At 69.9% G+C, this 18,813-nt stretch carries 19 protein-coding genes and 1 pseudogene; 17 read left to right on the top strand and 3 right to left on the bottom strand.

Annotated elements, in window-relative coordinates:
• From ABZ281_RS08650 to tatC, 10 genes and pseudogenes are all read left to right on the top strand, one after another.
• Window positions 1-804, top strand: a pseudogene (locus ABZ281_RS08650) (MFS transporter); the annotation flags it as partial.
• A 9-nt stretch (window positions 805-813) separates the two neighbouring features.
• Window positions 814-2,175, top strand: coding sequence for a Pup--protein ligase (pafA, locus tag ABZ281_RS08645; protein WP_356653453.1), 1,362 nt, complete (start codon window positions 814-816; stop codon window positions 2,173-2,175).
• A gap of 188 nt (window positions 2,176-2,363) precedes the next feature.
• Window positions 2,364-3,344, top strand: coding sequence for an FKBP-type peptidyl-prolyl cis-trans isomerase (locus ABZ281_RS08640; protein ID WP_356653451.1), 981 nt, complete (start codon window positions 2,364-2,366; stop codon window positions 3,342-3,344).
• A 56-nt stretch (window positions 3,345-3,400) separates the two neighbouring features.
• Complete coding sequence (locus ABZ281_RS08635) at window positions 3,401-3,772, top strand: FKBP-type peptidyl-prolyl cis-trans isomerase (RefSeq protein ID WP_030848632.1); 372 nt, start codon at window positions 3,401-3,403, stop codon at window positions 3,770-3,772.
• Between the two features lie 128 nt (window positions 3,773-3,900).
• Window positions 3,901-4,878 (top strand): WYL domain-containing protein, encoded by a 978-nt coding sequence (locus ABZ281_RS08630; RefSeq protein WP_142164922.1) that lies wholly within the window; start codon window positions 3,901-3,903, stop codon window positions 4,876-4,878.
• 17 nt (window positions 4,879-4,895) lie between these two features.
• On the top strand, window positions 4,896-5,972 hold the full coding sequence (locus tag ABZ281_RS08625; protein WP_356653448.1) for a WYL domain-containing protein: 1,077 nt from the start codon (window positions 4,896-4,898) through the stop codon (window positions 5,970-5,972).
• A 100-nt stretch (window positions 5,973-6,072) separates the two neighbouring features.
• Window positions 6,073-6,369: a hypothetical protein gene (locus tag ABZ281_RS08620; protein WP_356653446.1), complete on the top strand. Its 297-nt coding sequence runs from the start codon at window positions 6,073-6,075 to the stop codon at window positions 6,367-6,369.
• 45 nt (window positions 6,370-6,414) lie between these two features.
• Window positions 6,415-6,609 (top strand): hypothetical protein, encoded by a 195-nt coding sequence (locus ABZ281_RS08615; RefSeq protein ID WP_356653444.1) that lies wholly within the window; start codon window positions 6,415-6,417, stop codon window positions 6,607-6,609.
• A gap of 258 nt (window positions 6,610-6,867) precedes the next feature.
• Window positions 6,868-7,149 (top strand): Sec-independent protein translocase subunit TatA, encoded by a 282-nt coding sequence (gene tatA / locus ABZ281_RS08610; RefSeq protein ID WP_356653442.1) that lies wholly within the window; start codon window positions 6,868-6,870, stop codon window positions 7,147-7,149.
• A gap of 47 nt (window positions 7,150-7,196) precedes the next feature.
• Window positions 7,197-8,156 carry a twin-arginine translocase subunit TatC gene (gene tatC / locus ABZ281_RS08605; RefSeq protein ID WP_356653440.1) on the top strand — a complete coding sequence of 320 codons (960 nt, stop codon included), beginning with the start codon at window positions 7,197-7,199 and terminating at the stop codon, window positions 8,154-8,156.
• A gap of 90 nt (window positions 8,157-8,246) precedes the next feature.
• Here tatC and ABZ281_RS08600 read toward each other — a convergent pair whose 3' ends face one another.
• Window positions 8,247-8,747 (bottom strand): hypothetical protein, encoded by a 501-nt coding sequence (locus tag ABZ281_RS08600; protein WP_356653438.1) that lies wholly within the window; start codon window positions 8,745-8,747, stop codon window positions 8,247-8,249.
• Window positions 8,748-8,908: 161 nt separating this feature from the next.
• On the opposite strand from ABZ281_RS08600, the gene ABZ281_RS08595 reads away from it, so the two are divergent.
• The 6 genes from ABZ281_RS08595 (at window position 8,909) to ABZ281_RS08570 (ending at window position 16,783) form a co-directional block, all read left to right on the top strand.
• Window positions 8,909-11,758 (top strand): DEAD/DEAH box helicase, encoded by a 2,850-nt coding sequence (locus tag ABZ281_RS08595; protein ID WP_356653436.1) that lies wholly within the window; start codon window positions 8,909-8,911, stop codon window positions 11,756-11,758.
• 397 nt (window positions 11,759-12,155) lie between these two features.
• Complete coding sequence (locus ABZ281_RS08590) at window positions 12,156-13,796, top strand: ATP-binding protein (protein ID WP_356653434.1); 1,641 nt, start codon at window positions 12,156-12,158, stop codon at window positions 13,794-13,796.
• On the top strand, window positions 13,793-14,200 hold the full coding sequence (locus tag ABZ281_RS08585) for a roadblock/LC7 domain-containing protein (protein WP_030848665.1): 408 nt from the start codon (window positions 13,793-13,795) through the stop codon (window positions 14,198-14,200). Before ABZ281_RS08590 ends, ABZ281_RS08585 begins: the two co-directional genes overlap by 4 nt.
• Window positions 14,197-14,595, top strand: coding sequence for a DUF742 domain-containing protein (locus ABZ281_RS08580; RefSeq protein WP_356653432.1), 399 nt, complete (start codon window positions 14,197-14,199; stop codon window positions 14,593-14,595). Before ABZ281_RS08585 ends, ABZ281_RS08580 begins: the two co-directional genes overlap by 4 nt.
• Window positions 14,576-15,196, top strand: a complete 621-nt coding sequence (locus ABZ281_RS08575) for an ATP/GTP-binding protein (protein ID WP_356653430.1) — start codon at window positions 14,576-14,578, stop codon at window positions 15,194-15,196. The genes ABZ281_RS08580 and ABZ281_RS08575 overlap by 20 nt, the downstream gene beginning before the upstream one ends.
• Before the next feature lie 63 nt (window positions 15,197-15,259).
• Complete coding sequence (locus ABZ281_RS08570; protein WP_356653428.1) at window positions 15,260-16,783, top strand: cytochrome P450; 1,524 nt, start codon at window positions 15,260-15,262, stop codon at window positions 16,781-16,783.
• Here the strand turns inward: ABZ281_RS08570 and ABZ281_RS08565 are convergent.
• A complete protein-coding gene (locus ABZ281_RS08565) occupies window positions 16,777-17,760 on the bottom strand; it encodes an RluA family pseudouridine synthase (RefSeq protein ID WP_356653426.1) in 984 nt (327 codons plus the stop codon). The genes ABZ281_RS08570 and ABZ281_RS08565 overlap by 7 nt on opposite strands.
• A gap of 148 nt (window positions 17,761-17,908) precedes the next feature.
• On the opposite strand from ABZ281_RS08565, the gene ABZ281_RS08560 reads away from it, so the two are divergent.
• Window positions 17,909-18,490: a GNAT family N-acetyltransferase gene (locus ABZ281_RS08560; protein ID WP_356653424.1), complete on the top strand. Its 582-nt coding sequence runs from the start codon at window positions 17,909-17,911 to the stop codon at window positions 18,488-18,490.
• Window positions 18,491-18,518: 28 nt separating this feature from the next.
• Here the strand turns inward: ABZ281_RS08560 and ABZ281_RS08555 are convergent.
• Window positions 18,519-18,813, bottom strand: a 295-nt coding sequence (locus ABZ281_RS08555; RefSeq protein ID WP_356653422.1) for an SIP domain-containing protein, incomplete at its 5' end; no start/stop codon positions are given.

Here is an 18,813-nt window from a genome sequence, read left to right as displayed (position 1 = left end):
ACCGTCGGGCCGCTGCTCGTGACGCTGTGCGTCTCCCTGTGGTCGGCCCAGGCCGCCCTGCTCGTGCTGAACGTGGTCGGGGTGCTGGGAGCCCTGTCCGTGGTGGTGTCGGCGCCCTCGCGGGCGTGGCGGTCTGCGCCGCGCGACGCGCACTGGCTCGGCGCGCTGCGCTCGCCCGGTCTGCTCGCGCTCCTGGCGGCGTTCCTGTTCGTCGGGATGGCGCTCGGATCCATCACGGTCGCCTCGGTGCCCTACGCGGACGACCACGGCGGGGACTCCGTGTACGGCTGGCTGATGGCCGCCCTGGGTTTCGGGGCGCTGGTCGGCGGAACCGTCTACGGGGCCCGGCAGTGGGCCGGTGAGCCCGCGCGGCGACTGCGGGTGCTGGTGGCCCTTCTGGTGGTGTGTTACCTCCCGCTGATGCTCATGCCGGACGCCGTGCCCATGGTGGCGCTCACCGCGCTCGCCGGGGTCTTCCTTGCGCCCGCCATCGCATGCGCGTTCGTCCTGGTCGACCGGCACGCCCCGCGGGGCACGGTCACCGAGGCGTTTTCCTGGCTGGTGACGACGTTCACCGTGGGCCACTCGGTCGGAACGGGCGTCGCCGGGCCCGTCGTCGAGGCGGGCGGGGCCCTGTGGGGCTTCGCCGTGCCGGGTGTCGCCGGTGGCGTGTCTCTGCTGGTTTTGACCGCCACCGGACGGGTAGTCGCAGCTCCCGGCCAGGGAGCGGTTGTTGCGGCCGGTTCGGAAAATGATCCAAACCGTGGCGTCGAACCCCGTTTCAGTTCAGGGGATCGGGCGTAATGTTCCCTCATGGACCGCCGCATTTTCGGGCTGGAGAACGAGTACGGTGTCACGTGCACGTTCAGGGGACAGCGCCGCCTGTCTCCTGACGAGGTGGCGCGGTACCTCTTCCGCCGTGTCGTGTCATGGGGCCGCAGCAGCAATGTCTTTCTGCGAAACGGCGCCCGCCTCTATCTCGACGTGGGATCGCATCCGGAATACGCGACACCGGAATGCGACAACGTGACCGAACTGGTCACCCACGACAAAGCAGGCGAGCGCATTCTCGAGGGACTCCTGGTGGACGCCGAACGACGCCTGCACGAGGAGGGAATCGCGGGCGACGTCTACCTCTTCAAGAACAACACCGACTCGGCGGGCAACTCCTACGGCTGCCACGAGAACTATCTGGTCGCCCGGCACGGGGAGTTCTCCCGACTCGCGGACATCCTCATTCCGTTCCTGGTCACCCGGCAACTGCTGTGCGGTGCCGGCAAGGTGCTGCAGACGCCGCGCGGTGCCGTGTACTGCGTCAGCCAGCGGGCCGAACACATCTGGGAGGGCGTCTCCTCGGCGACGACCCGCTCCCGGCCCATCATCAACACGCGTGACGAGCCGCACGCGGACGCCGAGCGCTACCGCCGCCTGCACGTCATCGTGGGCGACTCCAACATGTCCGAGACGACCATGCTGCTCAAGGTCGGTGCCACCGACCTGGTGCTGCGCATGATCGAGGCGGGCACGGTGATGCGTGACCTCACCCTGGAGAACCCGATCCGGGCGATCCGCGAGGTCAGCCACGACATCACCGGCCGCCGCAAGGTACGCCTGGCCAGCGGACGCGAGGCCTCCGCCTTGGAGGTGCAGCGCGAGTACTACGAGAAGGCCCTGGACTTCTGCGAGCGCCGGGGCATCCGCACCGGCACCGTCGAGCAGGTCCTGGAGCTGTGGGGCCGCACCCTGGACGCGATCGAGGCCGAGGACCTCGACCGTATCGGCACCGAGATCGACTGGGTCATGAAGTACAAGCTCCTCGAGCGGTACCGCGCCAAGCACAACATGACCATGTCGCACCCGCGGGTCGCGCAGATAGACCTCGCCTACCACGACATCCACCGCCGTCGTGGCCTGTACTACCTGCTCGAGAAGAAGGGCCAGGCGGCCCGCATCTGCAACGACTTGAAGATCTTCGAGGGCAAGTCCGTTCCGCCGCAGACCACTCGGGCCCGGCTGCGCGGCGACTTCATCCGGCGGGCCCAGGAACAGCGCCGTGACTTCACGGTCGACTGGGTCCACCTCAAGCTCAACGACCAGGCCCAGCGGACCGTGCTGTGCAAGGACCCGTTCCGTTCCGTGGACGACCGGGTGGAGAAGCTGATCGCCGGAATGTGAGCACCTGCCCGGCCTTCCGAATGCCGATGCCCGGAGGTTTCGCACCTCCGGGCATCGGCCTTTTCGGGCCCGGCTCCGGCCTTCCGGGGCGGCCCGGACGACGCCGTGTCGTGGGGTGAGACGAGTGCGGAGCGTGTACGCCGTAGAGTGGCGGCCATTGCCCCCCACTCCCGATCCCAGTTGGACTGATGAACTACAACACGAAACGACTCGTGGCCGCGCTGCTGGCCGTTCCCGCCCTGTTGTTCACCGCCGCGTGCGGATCGGACGACGGGAACAACGGCGACGCGGCCGGAGGCGTCGCCGAGATCAAGGGGAAGGTCGGGGCGAAGCCCGGGATCTCCGTGCCCAAGGACGGCAAGCCGTCCGACAAGACCGTGGTCAAGACGGTCTCGGCGGGCAGCGGAACGCCGATCAAGGGCTCGGACTTCGTCCGGCTGGACTGGACCGTCGAGAAGTGGGGTGGTGACCAGGAGCTCGGCGGCACCTGGGCCGCGGGATCGACGGGTGACAAGGCGCCTCGGCGGCAGTCCATCGAGCAGATCGGCAAGCCGAGCCAGCAGCTGCCCGAGAAGGTCCTCGACGCGGTGAAGGGCAAGAAGGCCGGAAGCCGGATCCTGGTGCAGGGCACCGCGGGTGATCTGATCGGCCAGAGCCTGAACACGTCCTCCGGGATCTCCGCCAAGGACGTGCTGATCTGGGTGGTCGACCCGGTCGGTGCCGCGAGCGTCGACGCCAAGGCCGGGGCCAAGGGCGAGCAGGCGCCCTCCGAGCCGGGCATGCCCGAGGCGAAGTCCCCGTCGCAGAAGGCCGCGGTCATCACCGTCCCCAAGGGCGAGAAGGCTCCCAAGGACCTCAAGGAGCAGGTGCTGATCAAGGGCGACGGCAAGAAGGTCGAGGCCGGCCAGGGACTCATCGCCCAGTACACCGGGGTCAAGTGGGAGGACGGCAAGAAGTTCGACTCCTCCTGGGACCACGGCGGCGCCACCGCCTTCCAGATCGGAAACGGCTCCGTGGTGGCAGGCTGGGACAAGGGCCTCGTCGGCAAGCACGTGGGCGACCGCGTGCTGCTGGTGATCCCGCCCTCGCTGGGCTACGGCGCGAGCCCTCAGAGCGAGCTGGCCAAGAACACACTGGTCTTCACGGTGGACATCCTCGGCACGGTCTGACCCGGCCGGTCTGTGAGACTGTCCCCGACGCAGGTCACGTAACAAGGAGAGATGAAGTGAGCATCGACAAGCCCGAGATCGACTTCCCGGGTGGCGAGCCCCCGGCGGACCTCGAGATCAAGGACATCTGGGAGGGCGACGGCCCGGTCGCGCAGGCCGGCCAGACCGTCACCGTGCACTACGTGGGTGTCTCCTTCAGCACGGGCGAGGAGTTCGACGCCAGCTGGAACCGCGGCACTCCGTTCCGCTTCCCGCTGGGCGGCGGCCGGGTCATCAAGGGCTGGGACCAGGGCGTACAGGGCATGAAGGTCGGCGGCCGCCGCCAGCTGACCATCCCCGCGCACCTGGCCTACGGCAACCAGAGCCCGTCGCCTCTGATCAAGGCCGGCGAGACGCTGATCTTCGTGGTCGACCTGCTCGGGGTCTGAGCAAGCTCCGACAGACTCGATCATGTGGGGCCCATGCCTGTTCGGGCATGGGCCCTCGGCTTTTGCCGTGCCACCGTGTGGCGGTACGGTCATCGCTCGTAAGCACCATAGGGAGGCGAAGCGCGTCGATGGCCATTGCCAAGGCCGAGCGGCTGATGAACCTGGCGCTGTGTCTGCTCGGGACACGCCGGCCGCTCAGCAAGCGTGAGCTGCGCGACTCCATCGAGGCCTACGTCGAGGCCTTCGGGCCGGGCAACGGCGCGACCGGCTCCGATGATTCCTTCAACCGCATGTTCGAGCGCGACAAGGACGACCTGCGCGAACTCGGGCTGGTCATCGAGACCGTCGAGAACCTCGACGGCGAGGTCGGTTACCTGGCCCGCCGTGACAGCAACCGCCTCCCGCCCATCACCCTGGACGCCGAGGAGGCCGCCGCCCTCGGGCTCGCCGCCAAGGTGTGGCAGCAGGCCCGGCTCGCCGGAGCGGCCAGTGGCGCCCTGCAGAAGCTGCGCGCGGCCGGACTCCCCGAGGACGTCGACCCGTACGGGTCGCACGGGGCGCTGGAGCCGCGCATTCCCGTGCACGAGGCCGCGTTCGAGCCGCTGATGCTGGCCTGCCGGGACCGCCGGCCCGTCGCCTTCGACTACCGCAAGGCCACCGCGGCCCATCCCGAGCAGCGGCACGTGGAGCCGTGGGCGCTGGAGTGCTGGCGGGGCCACTGGTACCTGGCGGGCTGGGACCGGGACCGGGGCGCCGAGCGGGTCTTCCGGCTGTCGCGGATCACCGGCAAGGTCCGCTCGCGCGGCGGCCGGTACACCGCTGACGTGCCGGACGTCGTCACCGTCCGGGAGACCGTGGCGAGCTGGGCCGGGGAGGTCGCCGACCGCTCGGCGCGGATCCGGCTGCGTGCGGGCTCGGGTTACCCCCTTCGGGCGAAGGCCACCTCCGTCCGGGAACTCGGCGACGGCTGGGACGAGTTGGAGATTCCGTACGGCCACGGGCTGGACGCCTGGCTGGTGGAGTTCGGGCCGGACGTGGTGGTCCTGGAGCCCGCCGAGCTGCGGGCCGACGTGGTGGACCGGCTGCGGGCCGTGGCCAAGGGCTGAGGGGGAGCGAAAAGACAGTGGCAGGCAAACCGGTCAGGCCCGTGAACGCCATCGACCAGACCCGGCGGATGCTCTCGCTGGTGACGTATCTGAAGGAGCGCCCCGGAGCGCGGGTCGAGGACGTCGCGCGTGCCTTCGGCATCAGCGAGGACGAGCTGGTCTCCGACCTCGACGTGCTGCCCATGTGCGGGACCAGCTTCCGCGGCGGCGACCTGCTCGACATCGACACCGACGGCGAGCGCATCTGGTGGCACAACCCGGCCGCCCTCGCGGCGGAAGCGGCCGAGCCGCTCCGGCTCGCCGCGGACGAGGCCACCGCGCTGCTCGTCGCCGCCCGGGCCGTGTCCACGCTGCCCGGACTGCGCGAGAGCGACCGGCAGGCGCTGCTGCGGGCGACGGCCAAGGTGGAGACCGCGGCCGGAGAGGCGGCGGGCGCCAGCTCGCGCCTGTCGGTGACCTTCGAGTCCGAGGGCGGTGTCTTCGCGGACGTCGACCGGGCGATCGCCGAGCGCCGGCGGCTGTGGATCCGCTACTACTCGCCGGCGCGCGACGAGGTCACCGAGCGGGAGATCGACCCCATCCGCCTGGTCAGCGTGGGGCACACGTATGTCGAGGCATGGTGCCGCCGCTCCGAGGCGCGCCGCACCTTCCGGCTCGACCGGGTGGCCGAGATCAAGATCCTGGACGAGCCGTCCGCGCCGCCCGAGATCGAGCTGCGGGACCTCTCGGAAGCGCTGGTGCAGCCCGCGGCGGAGGATCCGGAGGTCGTGGTCGAGGTCGGTCCCGGCGGCCGCTGGGTCGCGGAGTACTACCCGCACGACAGTGCGGATGAGCTGCCGGACGGCGGGCTGCGTATCACTCTGCGGACCCCCGACCCGGCGTCGCTGCGGCGCCTGGCCCTGCGGCTCGGGCGGGACGGCCGGATCGTCTCGCCGCCGGAGCTCGCCGACAGTGCCCGGCATGCCGCCCGTGAGGCGCTGGCGGCGTACGACGGGATTCAGGCGGCGCGGACGACTCGCGTCGCGGAGGCCGACGCGCAGGAACCGCACGCGGTGCGCGCGGTTCCGGACGGGCCGGGCGACGGACCCGAGTGAGCCACCGGCGCCTGTCGGGGTCCACGGCCGGGCACGGCCGGACCGCGATACCGGGCGTGGCGCCCCGGAGGCGAACGACCCCAGAAAGAGGAGCGAGGGCTTGAACGAGTCGGCGACGTCCGGTGGTGTCGGGGACATGACGGTGGGGTCCGCGTTCGCCGGGATGAGAAGCGTGACCCCGGTCGTCTTCAGGGCGGGCTGCCCCGACTGCCGCGGGTCCTTCGAGCTCGCCGCGGGCGCGCTGCGCCTGGCCATCGGCGCCACGAGCCGCACCACCTTCTACTCCTTCACCTGCCCGCAGTGCGGGGCGTGCGTCCGCAAGCCCGCGGGGGAGCGGATCGTGGAGCTGCTCACCGGCGGCGGTGTGCGGACCCTGCGGCTGCACTCCACCGTCTAAAGGGTCGGGGCGTTCGCCCGTTCAGGAAGGTCTAGGCTCGGCGTCATGTTCTGGCCGATGTTCGCGGTTGCTGTGGGTTTCGTGGGTCTCGTCGTGCTCGGGGTGCTCGCCGTGCGGGTCTTCGTGGAGGCGCAGCGGCTGGGCAGGCAGGTCACGGACTCGGCGCGCCGTATCAACCGGGCCGCCGAGGATCTGGAGCGGGCGGCGGCAACCGCGGCCCGATCCGTGGACGCTCGGTGAGCCGGCCGGGCGCCCGCCATGAGTTGCTTTTGGGACACTTCGCCCTGTCACCTCGGCGGTTCGTACAGGTACGCTGCTGGTCGCGGCCCGGTTAACGAGGCACTGGTCGCGGACGGGAGTACGCACAGGGGATGCAGAGGGATTGCCTCACGTTTACCCCCGAGCGTTACGATCGCTGCCAGCACGATCGTTCGGACAGGTGTCCGACCGGTCGGACAGCACCCCACCACAGCCGCCTCGGTGAGAAGGTAAAGACTTATGTTCGGAAGGCTCGGAGCCCCCGAGATCATTCTCATCCTCGTCGTCATCATCCTGCTGTTCGGCGCGAAGAAGCTTCCGGACATGGCTCGGTCGCTCGGCAAGTCCGCTCGCATCCTCAAGAGCGAGGCCAAGGCGATGAAGGACGAGAGCAAGTCATCCACGACCCCGGCGGACCCGCCCAACACGGACGAGGCCTCGCAGCGCACCATCCAGGCAGCGCCCGGTGACGTGACCAGCTCGCGCCCGGTCAGCGAGCCCACGGACACGACCAAGCGCTGACGCAGGGCCGGTGACCTCCGGCCCGCCGCACGAGATGGGAACGTGGGTTGCTGAAGTCTGCCCGCAAGCAGGAGAGGGATCCCGAGGGGCGCATGCCCCTCGCGGAGCACCTTCGCGAACTGCGCAACCGGCTCGTGAAGAGCCTGCTGGCGATCGTTGTCACGACAATCATCGCTGCCTTCTTCTACAAGGACATCATCCAGTTCTTCACGGATCCCATCCTTGACGCGGTGGGATGCCAGCACAGCTTCGCCGAACTGGCGAAGGGCACTGAGGAGACCCAGTGCGCGCGGATCGTGCAGAACGGTCTGCTGAGCCCTTTCACCCTCGCTCTCACGGTCTCGTTGTCCTCGGGCGTGGCCCTCGCGGCTCCGGTGTGGCTGTACCAGTTGTGGGCCTTCGTGGCGCCAGGCCTGCACCGGCACGAAAAGAAGTACTCACTGGGCTTCGTGGCCGCGGGATTCCCGCTGTTCCTCACGGGGGCGTTCTTCGCCTACTGGTCGCTGCCGAAGATGGCGTCCGTGATGCTCGAGTTCGCGATCATCGGGAGCGACAACCAGCTTCCCCTCGATGACCTCCTGCAACTGGTCATGCGGATGATCATTGTTTTCGGACTCTCCTTCGAGCTGCCGTTGCTGCTGGTCATGCTGAACTTCGGCGGTGTCCTCTCCGGCAAGAAGATGTCCGGCTGGTGGCGGGGCATGATCTTGGGCATCACGCTCTTCGCCGCCATCGCCACACCCAGCACCGACCCCATCTCCATGCTGGCGCTGGCGGGGCCCATCTGGATCCTGTACTTCGGTGCGACGGGGATCGCGCTGGCCAACGACAGGCGCCGCGCTCGCCGCGACGCGATGGGCCCGGACGACGACGAGGCCTCCGAGCTGGATCTCACCCCCGACGACATCGGCGAGATCGAGCCCGTGACCACCAGCCGGGCCGCGCTGCCCGAGCAGGCGAGCTCGGACCGCTCGGACCGGGTCAACGGTTATGACGACGTGACCTGAGAAGTCACAACAGCGGCCCACCGACGAGAATCGATGGGCCGCTGTTGTGTTTGTCAATGGGCCGCTGTTGTGTTTGTCAGAGGTCAGGCATCAGATGCTGGGAGAACCGCCCAGCCCCCAGGTGCCACCGCCCGCGCCATCGTTCTGAATGTCCCACGCGATGTGTCCGTCAGCCGTCCAGCCGCCCGTCGTGTTGCTGTGGTATCTCGCACCAGTAACTCGCATGCTTCCGGAGTCCTTGTAGTTGACGGACCCCGCGATGTTGATGTTTTCGTTCCTGTAGTCCGCGTCGTTGCGCTCGAGTCGGAGATTCAGGACCAAGTCCTCCATGCCGGCGCTCAGGCCGCCGCCACCGTCCTTCCAGGAGATGTCCGCGTACGAGTTGTAGTCGTTGCCGGAGCTACGGTGTACACACAGGGTGACGTAGAGGTCGAGATTGGCTCCGATCGTGTCGAATTCCTTGTGCTGAGACGCGCTGCACTTAGTCGCGGCAGCGGCTATGGCGGAGCCTGGCGTCATCACTACGCCCGCCAGCGCGGCTATGCCCACGGCGGTTGCAGTACTGACCAAGCGTACGATCTGACGCTTCACGGAGTTCCTCGTTTCACTGTCTGAACAAGTACATGCCATCTCTCGTATGTGATCGTTTCATGAAAATCGGTGTAGTTGTCAAGAATCTTTGATGGCGGGGCTGAAAGTGCTCGCCATGTGGGGTGGTCGCCGACAGGTGCGTGAAGGAGCCCGTCCGGATAATGATCGTCCTGTTGTCAGTGCGGCCCGGTACGCTCGAAAGCACGATGACAGAGGACCTCTCACCGGCCGAGCGGTACGCGGCAGCCCGCCTGCGGGCAGCCGAGCAGGCCACCGCGCTCGCGGGCTTCCGCGAGATGTACGACTTCGGCCTCGACCCCTTCCAGATCGAGGCCTGCCAGGCGCTCGAGGCGGGGAAGGGTGTGCTGGTCGCGGCGCCCACCGGCTCAGGCAAGACGATCGTCGGCGAGTTCGCCGTCCACCTCGCCCTCCAGCAGGGCAAGAAGTGCTTCTACACGACACCCATCAAGGCGCTGTCGAACCAGAAGTACGCCGACCTGTGCCGCCGCTACGGCGCGGACAAGGTGGGCCTGCTCACCGGCGACAACAGCATCAACTCCGAAGCGCCGGTGGTCGTGATGACCACCGAGGTGCTGCGGAACATGCTGTACGCCGGTTCCCAGACCCTCCTGGGCCTCGGATACGCGGTCATGGACGAGGTGCACTACCTCTCCGACCGGTTCCGCGGGGCGGTGTGGGAAGAAGTGATCATTCACCTTCCCGAGTCGGTCACGCTCGTCTCGCTCTCGGCGACCGTGTCGAACGCTGAGGAGTTCGGCGACTGGCTCGACACGGTCCGCGGGGACACCGAGGTGATCGTCTCCGAGCACCGGCCCGTGCCGCTGTTCCAGCACGTGCTGGCCGGGCGGCGGATGTACGACCTGTTCGAGGAGGGCGAGGGCCACAAGAAGGCCGTCAACCCCGACCTCACGCGCATGGCGCGCATGGAGGCGAGCCGGCCGTCCTACCAGGACCGGCGGCGCGGCCGGTCCATGCGCGAGGCCGACCGTGAGCGCGAGCGCCGGCAGCGGTCCCGGATCTGGACGCCGAGCCGGCCCGAGGTCATCGAGCGGCTCGACGCCGAAGGGCTGCTGCCCGCCATCACGTTCATCTTCAGCCGCGCCGCCTGCGAGGCCGCCGTCCAGCAGTGCCTGCACGCCGGACTGCGGCTCAACGACGAGGAGGCGCGCGACCGGGTCCGCACCCTGGTCGAGGAGCGCACCGCTTCCATCCCGACCGAGGACCTGCACGTCCTCGGCTACTACGAGTGGATCGAGGGCCTGGAGCGCGGCATCGCCGCCCACCACGCGGGCATGCTGCCGACCTTCAAAGAGGTCGTCGAGGAACTGTTCGTGCGCGGCCTGGTCAAGGCCGTGTTCGCGACCGAGACCCTCGCCCTCGGCATCAACATGCCCGCCCGCTCAGTGGTGCTGGAGAAGCTCGTCAAGTGGAACGGCGAGCAGCACGCCGACATCACGCCGGGCGAGTACACACAGTTGACGGGGCGTGCGGGGCGACGCGGCATCGACGTCGAGGGCCACGCCGTGGTGCTGTGGCAGCGCGGCTCCAGCCCCGAGCACCTCGCGGGTCTGGCCGGCACGCGCACCTACCCGCTGCGGTCCAGCTTCAAGCCGTCGTACAACATGGCGGTCAACCTGGTCGAGCAGTTCGGGCGGCACCGCTCGCGCGAGCTGCTGGAGACGTCCTTCGCGCAGTTCCAGGCGGACAAGTCGGTCGTCGGCATCTCCCGGCAGGTGCAGCGCAACGAGGAGGGTCTCGAGGGCTACAAGGCCTCCATGACCTGTCACCTCGGCGACTTCGAGGAGTACGCGCGGCTGCGCCGCGAACTGAAGGACCGGGAGAACGAGATCGCCCGGCAGGGCGTGGCACAGCGGCGCGCCGAGGCCGCCGTCGCGCTGGAGAAGCTGAAGCCCGGCGACGTCATCCATGTTCCCACCGGCAAGTACGCCGGCCTGGCGCTGGTGCTGGACCCGGGCCTGCCGGCGGGCCGTTCGAACGGCCACCGCGGCTTCGAGCACCACGACGGTCCGCGCCCGCTGGTGCTGACCGCCGAGCGACAGGTGAAGCGGTTGGCGTCCATGGACTTCCCGGTGCCGGTCGAGCCGCTGGAGCGGATGCGGATCCCGAAGTCCTTCAACCCCCGCTCCCCGCAGTCCCGTCGGGACCTCGCCTCGGCGCTGCGCACCAAGGCCGGGCACATCCCGGCCGAGAAGCACCGCAAGCGGCGCTCCCAGGCGGCCGACGACCGTGAGATCGCCCGGCTGCGGACATCGCTCCGCGCACACCCCTGCCACGGTTGCAACGACCGTGAGGACCACGCCCGTTGGGCCGAGCGGTACCACCGGCTGCTGCGCGACACCTCGCAGCTGGAGCGGCGGATCGAGGGCCGTACGAACACGATCGCCCGGACGTTCGACCGCATCGTGGCGCTGCTGACCGAGCTGGACTACCTGCGCGGCGACGAGGTCACCGAGCACGGCAAGCGGCTCGCGCGGCTGTACGGCGAGCTGGACCTGCTCGCCAGCGAGTGTCTGCGCGCGGGTGTCTGGGAGGACCTCGGCCCAGCCGAACTGGCTGCCTGTGTCTCGGCGCTGGTGTTCGAGGCGCGCGCAGCGGACGACGCGATGGCGCCGAAGGTGCCGTCCGGGAAGGCCAAGGCCGCGCTGGGCGAGATGGTGCGGATCTGGGGACGGCTGGACGCGCTGGAGGAGGATTTTCGGATCACCCAGACCGAGGGGGTCGGGCAGCGCGAGCCCGATCTCGGCTTCGCCTGGGCCGCGTACGAGTGGGCCTCCGGGAAGGGGCTCGACGAGGTGCTGCGCGAGGCGGAGATGCCGGCGGGGGACTTCGTGCGGTGGTGCAAGCAGGTCATCGATGTGCTCGGGCAGATCGCGGCGGCTGCTCCGCAGGGTTCGAGTGTCGTGAAGAACGCCCGTAAGGCCGTTGATCTGTTGCTGCGGGGAGTGGTCGCCTACTCGTCGGTGGGGTGATCGCCCGCTGCGCGGATGACGGCCGCCGGTGGTTGTTCGCGCCCACGCGGCGGAGCCGCACAATGACACAGCCCCGCGCCCCTGAGGGGGCGTTGTTCCGAGAGTCCCTCACCCAAACGGTGGGGGACTTTCGTATGCCCGTACGCCATCACCCAGCGCATTCGATAGATGTCGCAGCGTGCAAACGACCGAGCGTACTGTCTCTTCGCGTCCGGTTTCCGGCAGTTGCCGAATATGACACGGCGATGATCCGGTCGGACTAAGCTCGCCCGCAGCGCACCGGCTTGAGATGAATTCGTGCGCTTGTTCCCCAATGTGCGGAATATCCGGACGGCTTCATGACATACCCCCCTGCAAGTCACACCGAACCTCAGTCGACTCCTGTCAGAAGGCCCACATGGTGAGTGTTCAATCCCCTCCCGGTCGCCGGGAACTCCCCTACGCGCGCGTCCTGTTGCTGCCCGCCATAGTCATGGCCGCGGCGACCGGAGCCGCCGTCGCCCTGGTGGCGGAGCCGGCCCGGGGCGCCGTCGGCTGGTGCGGCGGCATCGCCACCGCGCTGGTGCTCGCGACGGCGGCCGAGGCGGTGCGCCGCGGCCGTGTGCTGCGCAACCAGCGTGCGGAGCACGCCCGGCACAGCGCTCATCTGGAACAACGGATCGGCGCCCACGAGAACGATCTGGTCCGCTTCTCCAGGGAGATCGTCCCCGCCGCGCTCGACCTGCTGCGCACCGGAGAATCCCCCAGGGAGGTGATTCGCAAGCTGGGCCTCACCCACCCCGCGTTCCGCGACCTGCCCGCCCCGCAGGCGCAGACGCTGCTGACGGTGCTCAAGATCGTCGACCGCGAAGTGACCATGCGTGACGCCGCCGCGCGCTCCTTCGTCAGTGTCGCCCGTCGCGTCCAGGCGATCATCCACCAGCAGGCCGAGGAACTCCGGGAGATGGAGGAGGACCACGGCCGCAACCCCGAGGTCTTCGACGACCTGCTGCGCATCGACCACGGCAACGCCCTGATCGGCCGCCTGGCCGACTCCGTCTCCGTCCTCGGCGGCGGCCGCCCGGGGCGGCAGTGGCCCGAACCCGTGTCCCTGTACAGCACCCTGCGCGGCGCCATGTCCCGCATCCTGGAGTACCGGCGCATCCAGCTGTCCTCCATCGCCAAGATCAGCGTCAAGGGCATCTACGTCGAGCCGGTCATCCACGCCGCCGCCGAGCTCCTCGACAACGCCACGCGCTACTCGCCCCCGCAGACCAAGGTGCACGTCACCGCCACCGAGGTGCAGACCGGCGTCTGCATCGAGATCGAGGACGGCGGTGTCAACCTCAACGAGGAGGCACGCGCCCGCATCGAGGGCATGCTGGAGGCCGCCAAGGCGGGCGTCGACCTCCAGGACATCGGCGAGCACCCGCGCCTGGGACTGGCCGTCGTGGGCCGCCTCTGCACGGCGTACCACATGCAGGTCTCGCTGCGCGCCTCCGCATACGGCGGCGTCCGGGCCATCCTCATCGTGCCGAGCGAGATGATCACCCACGAGCCCGGCGTCGGACTCGCCCACGGCATCGGCGCCACCGGCATCCCCATGACGGTCGGTATCCCCGAGGGCCCGAAACGCGCGCCCAAGAGGCGGCGCCCCACCAGCCCGAAGATCCCCGCCTCGGTCTCCATGGAGGACGACGACGTCCCCGAGGTCACCGAGTGGACCGCGAACGGACTGCCGCAGCGCCGCAGCAAGGTGAAGATGCCCCTCGCCGAGCGGCTCGCCCAGCAGGCCGCCAACGAGAAGGCCGACCGGGAGGCCGCCGAACGGGGCGAGTTCAACCCCTGGGCGACACCGGAGCCCCAGCCCAAGTCATGGCACGACATGTCGTCCCCCGACGCCCCCGGCAAGGGCCTCGAAGCCTTCTGGGAGGGACTCAAGCAGGGCATCGAACCCGGCACCCACCCGACCGACTTCATTCGCAACCCGACCAAGTACCTGCACCTGATCAACGACCCGGCCCCCACCGAGGCCGACGACGAGGGGGACCTCAAGTGATCCAGCAGCGAGGCAACTTCGACTGGATGCTCAAGCAGCTTGCCGACGGTGTACCCGGGATCGAGATGATCGTGGTGCTCTCGGCCGACGGCCTGCGCATCGCACGCTACGGCGGCGAGCCGGACGCGGCCGACCGGGTCGCCGCTGCCTGCGCCGGCCTGCAGTCCCTCGCGGGCAGCATCTGCCAGGAACTCACGGTGGGCGACGGCGAGATGAAGCTCGTCATGATCGAGATCGACCGCGGCTACTTCTACCTGATGGGCGCGGGCGCCAACGCCTTCCTGGCGGTGCTCTCCGACGTGCGGTGCGAACCCGGCCGGATGAGCGCGATGATGCGCGACCTGGTCGTCCGGATCGGCGGCCACCTCACCAGTCCGCCCCGGCGGAACGGGCAGATCGTATGACGCCTCCGCAACGCCAGAGGCGCGACCTCGTCCCGGCACCGACCCCGCCCCAGGAGGGCGACGGCAAACCCGGCAATCCGGAGCGGATGTACGTGGTCGCCGGCCCGGACGGTGAACGGGCCGAGCTCGACCTGGTGACGTTAATCGTGGCGCGTGCCACGGACCCGCCGCCGTCCGCCTCTCCCGAGCAGGCGGCGCTGCTCCGACTCTGCGCCGCCCCCCTGTCCGTGGCCGAGCTGTCGGCCTACCTCCACCCGCCGTTCAGCGCGATGGGCGTGCTGCTCACCGAGTTGCTGACGGCGGAACTGGTGCAGGCGCGCGCCCCGATCGTCCGCAAGGCGCGTTCCGACCGTTCCCTCCTCGAAGCGGTGATGAATGGACTACAACGCCTCTGACGCCATCCCTGGCCCCCGGGCCGAGGACCAGCTGCCCCACACGGCACAGGCCGCGGCCAAGATCGTGATCGTGGGTGGCTTCGGCGTCGGCAAGACGACCATGGTCGGCTCGGTCAGCGAGATCACACCGCTGACCACCGAGGAGACCATGACGCAGGCCGGCATCGGTGTCGACGACAACTTCGGCTCCGCGTCCAAGACGGCCACCACCGTGGCCATGGACTTCGGCCGGATCAGCATCACCGAACAGCTGGTGCTGTACCTCTTCGGCACGCCCGGCCAGCAGCGCTTCTGGTTCCTGTGGAACGGCCTGTTCGAGGGCGCCCTCGGCGCGGTGGTGCTGGTCGACACCCGGCGGCTGGAGGTCAGCTTCGACGTCATGGGGCGCCTCGAGGAGCGCGGCGTGCCGTTCGTGGTCGCCATCAACTCCTTCCCGGACGCCCCTCGTTACGCCGTCGAGGAACTGCGCACGGCCCTCGACCTCACGCCGGACATCCCGATCATCGAGTGCGACGCACGGCGGCGGGCCTCCAGCCGCGACGTCCTGATGACGCTCATGCGCTTCCTCCACTCGCTCGCCATGACGGGCTCGCTCACCTGATCCGCGTCCGTCCACCCCGTCCCTCCCCCCCCATGACACCTGGAAAGCTTCGGAGCGATCACTGTGACGCCTGAATCCCACGCCCCGACCAGTACGGACGACGACCTCCGGCCCGGCCCGCCCCCCGGCTGCCCCGCGCACGGCCTCGGGCCCGGGGGACTGCACCGGCTGCACGAGGCGGAGGACCTCGGAGCGCTGTACGAGCAACTGCGGGAGCAACACGGTCCCGTGGCGCCCGTGCTGCTCCACGACGACGTGCCGATGTGGATCGTCCTCGGCCACGCCGAGAACCTGCACATGGTGCGCTCGCCCTCGCAGTACTGCCGGGACAGCCGGATCTGGACCCCTCTCAGGGAGGGCCTCGTCAAGCCCGACCACCCGCTGATGCCGCACATCGCCTGGCAGCCCATCGCCTCGCACGCCGAGGGCGACGAGCACAAGCGGCTGCGCGGCGCGGTCATGGGCGCCATCTCCACGATCGACTTCCGCAGCCTGCGCCGCTACATCAACCGCAGTACGCAGGTGATCGTCAACCGGTTCTGCGAGGCGGGCGAGGCGGACCTCGTCGGCCAGTTCACCGAGCACCTGCCGATGGCGGTCATGTGCGAGATCCTCGGCATGCCCGACGCGTACAACGACCGGATCGTCGAGGCCGCCCGCGACGCCCTCAAGGGCACCGAGACCGCGATCGCCAGCCACTCCTACGTCATGGACGCCCTGAGCCGGCTCACCGCCACCCGCCGCGCGCAGCCGGAGGAGGACCTCGCCAGCTATCTGATCACGCACCCTGCCCGGCTGAGCGACGAAGAGGTCAGGGAGCACCTGCGCCTGGTGCTCTTCGCCGCCTACGAGGCCACCACCAACCTGCTGTCCAACGTGCTGCTCACGGTGTTGATCGACCCCCGCTTCCGGGCCCAGCTCAACGGCGGCCAGATGACGGTGCCGGAGGCGGTGGAGCAGTCCCTGTGGAACGAACCGCCGTTCAGCACGGTCTTCGCCTACTTCGCCAAGCAGGAGACCGAGCTGGGCGGGCAGCGCATCCGCCGGGGCGACGGGCTGCTCTTCGCGCCGCTCCCGGCCAACGTCGACCCGCGGGTGCGGCCGGACCTGAAGGCCAGCATGCAGGGCAACCGCTCCCACCTCGCCTTCGGCGGCGGCCCGCACGAGTGCCCCGGGCAGGACATCGGCCGCTCCATCGCCGACGTGGGTGTCGACGCGCTGCTGATGCGGCTGCCGGACGTCGAGCTCGACTGCGACGAGGAGGAGTTGCGCTGGACGGCGTCCATCGCCTCCCGGCACCTGGTGGAACTGCCGGTGCAGTTCGCGCCCAAGCCGCCGCAGGACGTGCAGGAGGTGCCCAGCCACAAGCCGGTCGCCGCGCAGCGCTCGGACTGGCAGATCGGCATCGCGCAGCCGCAGGCGGCACCGGCCGCGGCGCAGCCTCAACCGGCCGCGGCCCACCCGCAGCCGGATCCGGTGCAGCCCCAGCCGGTGCCGGTGCCGGGGCCGGGGCAGCCGGGCGTCGCGGAACCGCCCCACCGCAGGGGTGCCTGGCAGCGGTTCCTGAGCTGGTGGCGCGGCTACTGACCGTCTGACGGGCCGTCGTACCGTCCGGCGGCCCACCGGTCGTACGACGCCCAGGCCGCGAGCACCCGGCCGCTGCGGAACCGGTGCTCCTCGCCCGTCACTGGGTCGGTGAACTCCAGGGACCGTGCCAGTAGTTGGAGGGGGCGGCGGAAGTCGCCGGCCGGCACGGGGGCGGCCACCTCCGGGTAGAGCGGGTCGCCGAGGATCGGCACGCCCAGCGCGCTCATGTGGACGCGCAGCTGATGCGTCTGCCCGGTGGCGGGCGCGAGCCGGTACAGGGCGGGTCCGCCGGGGCGTTCGCGGTGCTCGACGAGCTCGACACGGCTCACGGCGTTGGGCTCGCCCGGAACCTCCCGGGCGGTGAGCACCCCGCGCTCCTTCACGATCCGGCTGCGCACGGTCCGCGGCAGGGCGAGGGCGGGGTCGTACGGGGCGATGGCCTCGTACTCCTTGCGGATCCGGCGGTCGCGGAACAGCGTCTGGTACGCCCCGCGCACCTCGGGACGCACGGTGAACAGCACGAGTCCCGCGGTGAGCCGGTCCAGCCGGTGCGCCGCGGTGAGCTCGGGGAGGTCCAGCTCGCGGCGGAGCCGTGCCAGCGCGGTCTCGGCGACATGGCCGCCGCGCGGTGTGGTGGCGAGGAAGTGCGGCTTGTCGGCGACGACGATGTGCTCGTCCCGGTGCACGACCGCCACCGGGAAGGGCACCGGCACCTCGTCGGGCAGGTCCCGGTGGAACCACACGAACATCCCCGGCACGAAGGGCGCGTCCGCCGCCACGGGCCGTCCGTCCGCCCCGACGATCCGGCCCGCGTCGAACATGCCGTCGACGACTCCGGCGTCCGCCCCCGACAGACGCTCCACCAGGTGCGCGCGCACCGTCCCCCACGTCCCCTCGGCGGGCAGCCGCACCCGCACCGGGTCCACCCCGTGGCGCTGCGGCAGGGGAGAGGGCGGGGCCGGGGTCTTGCGTCTCATCTCGGCCCAGCGTACGAGGCGGGGGTGTGGGGCGGAGAACCCCGGGGGTGTGGGGCGGAGAACCCCGGCGTGAGGGGGCGGAAAACCCCGGTATGCCGGGGTGGAAAATGACTGGGACCATCCGGACGGCCCTTGCCAGGATGCGGGCATGCCGTTCCTCATTCGCCCGGTCCTGACCGCAGGGACTCTCGCAGACCGCCCGCAACCGACTCTCCCCGCCGACGGCGGACTCGTGCTGCGCCCCTGGCGGGCCGAGGACGGGCCCGCGGTGTACGAGGTCTTCCAGGACCCCGTGATGCACCAGTGGCACGCCCGGGCGGCGGACTCCGTGGCGGAGGTCGGTGACTGGATCCGCGCCTGGCACCAGGCGTGGGAGGGGGAGCGGGAGGCGCACTGGGCCGTGGCCGACGCGGAGTCCGGAGCGCTGCTGGGCCGGGTGGCGCTGCGCGAGCTACGGCTCGACGACGGGACGGCGGAGGTGGCGTACTGGACCGCCCCACAGACACGGGGCCGGGGCGTCGCCGCCCGCGCCACGACGGCGCTCACCCACTGGGCGCTCGACGAGATCGGCTTCCACCGCCTGGAGCTCCTGCACGCCGTACGCAACGAGGCGTCCTGCCGTGTCGCCTCCAGGACCGGCTTCGCCCTGGAGGGGACCAAGCGCAGTGCGGTCCTGCAGCCGGACGGATGGCACGACATGCATCTGCACGCGCGGATACGGGAGGACTGAGCGCAGACCTCCGTCCGGAGGGCAGCCCTCAGGCCGCGGACAGGCTCTCTTGCTCCGCCTCGATCCGGGCGTTCCACTCGCGCTTGGAGGCCTGCCAGCCGTCCTCGTTGTGGCCGCGGCGCCAGTAGCCGGAGATCGAGAGGTCCTCGCGCGCGACCTGACGCTCCACCCGGAGCAGATGGCGCAGCCGCTTGACGAAGTGCGCCTCACCGTGGACGAAGGCGTGCACCCGGCCCTCGGGGAACTCCAGGTTCCGTACGGCCTCGACCAGCGCCTCGCCCAGGGGCCGGGCGCCGCGGTGCAGCCAGACGACGTCCACGTCC

The sequence above is a fragment of the Streptomyces sp. NPDC006265 genome (assembly GCF_040613555.1).
Lineage (GTDB): Bacteria > Actinomycetota > Actinomycetes > Streptomycetales > Streptomycetaceae > Streptomyces.
Note: the sequence above shows the minus strand (reverse complement) of the source record. Positions and strands in the feature narration are given on the sequence as shown.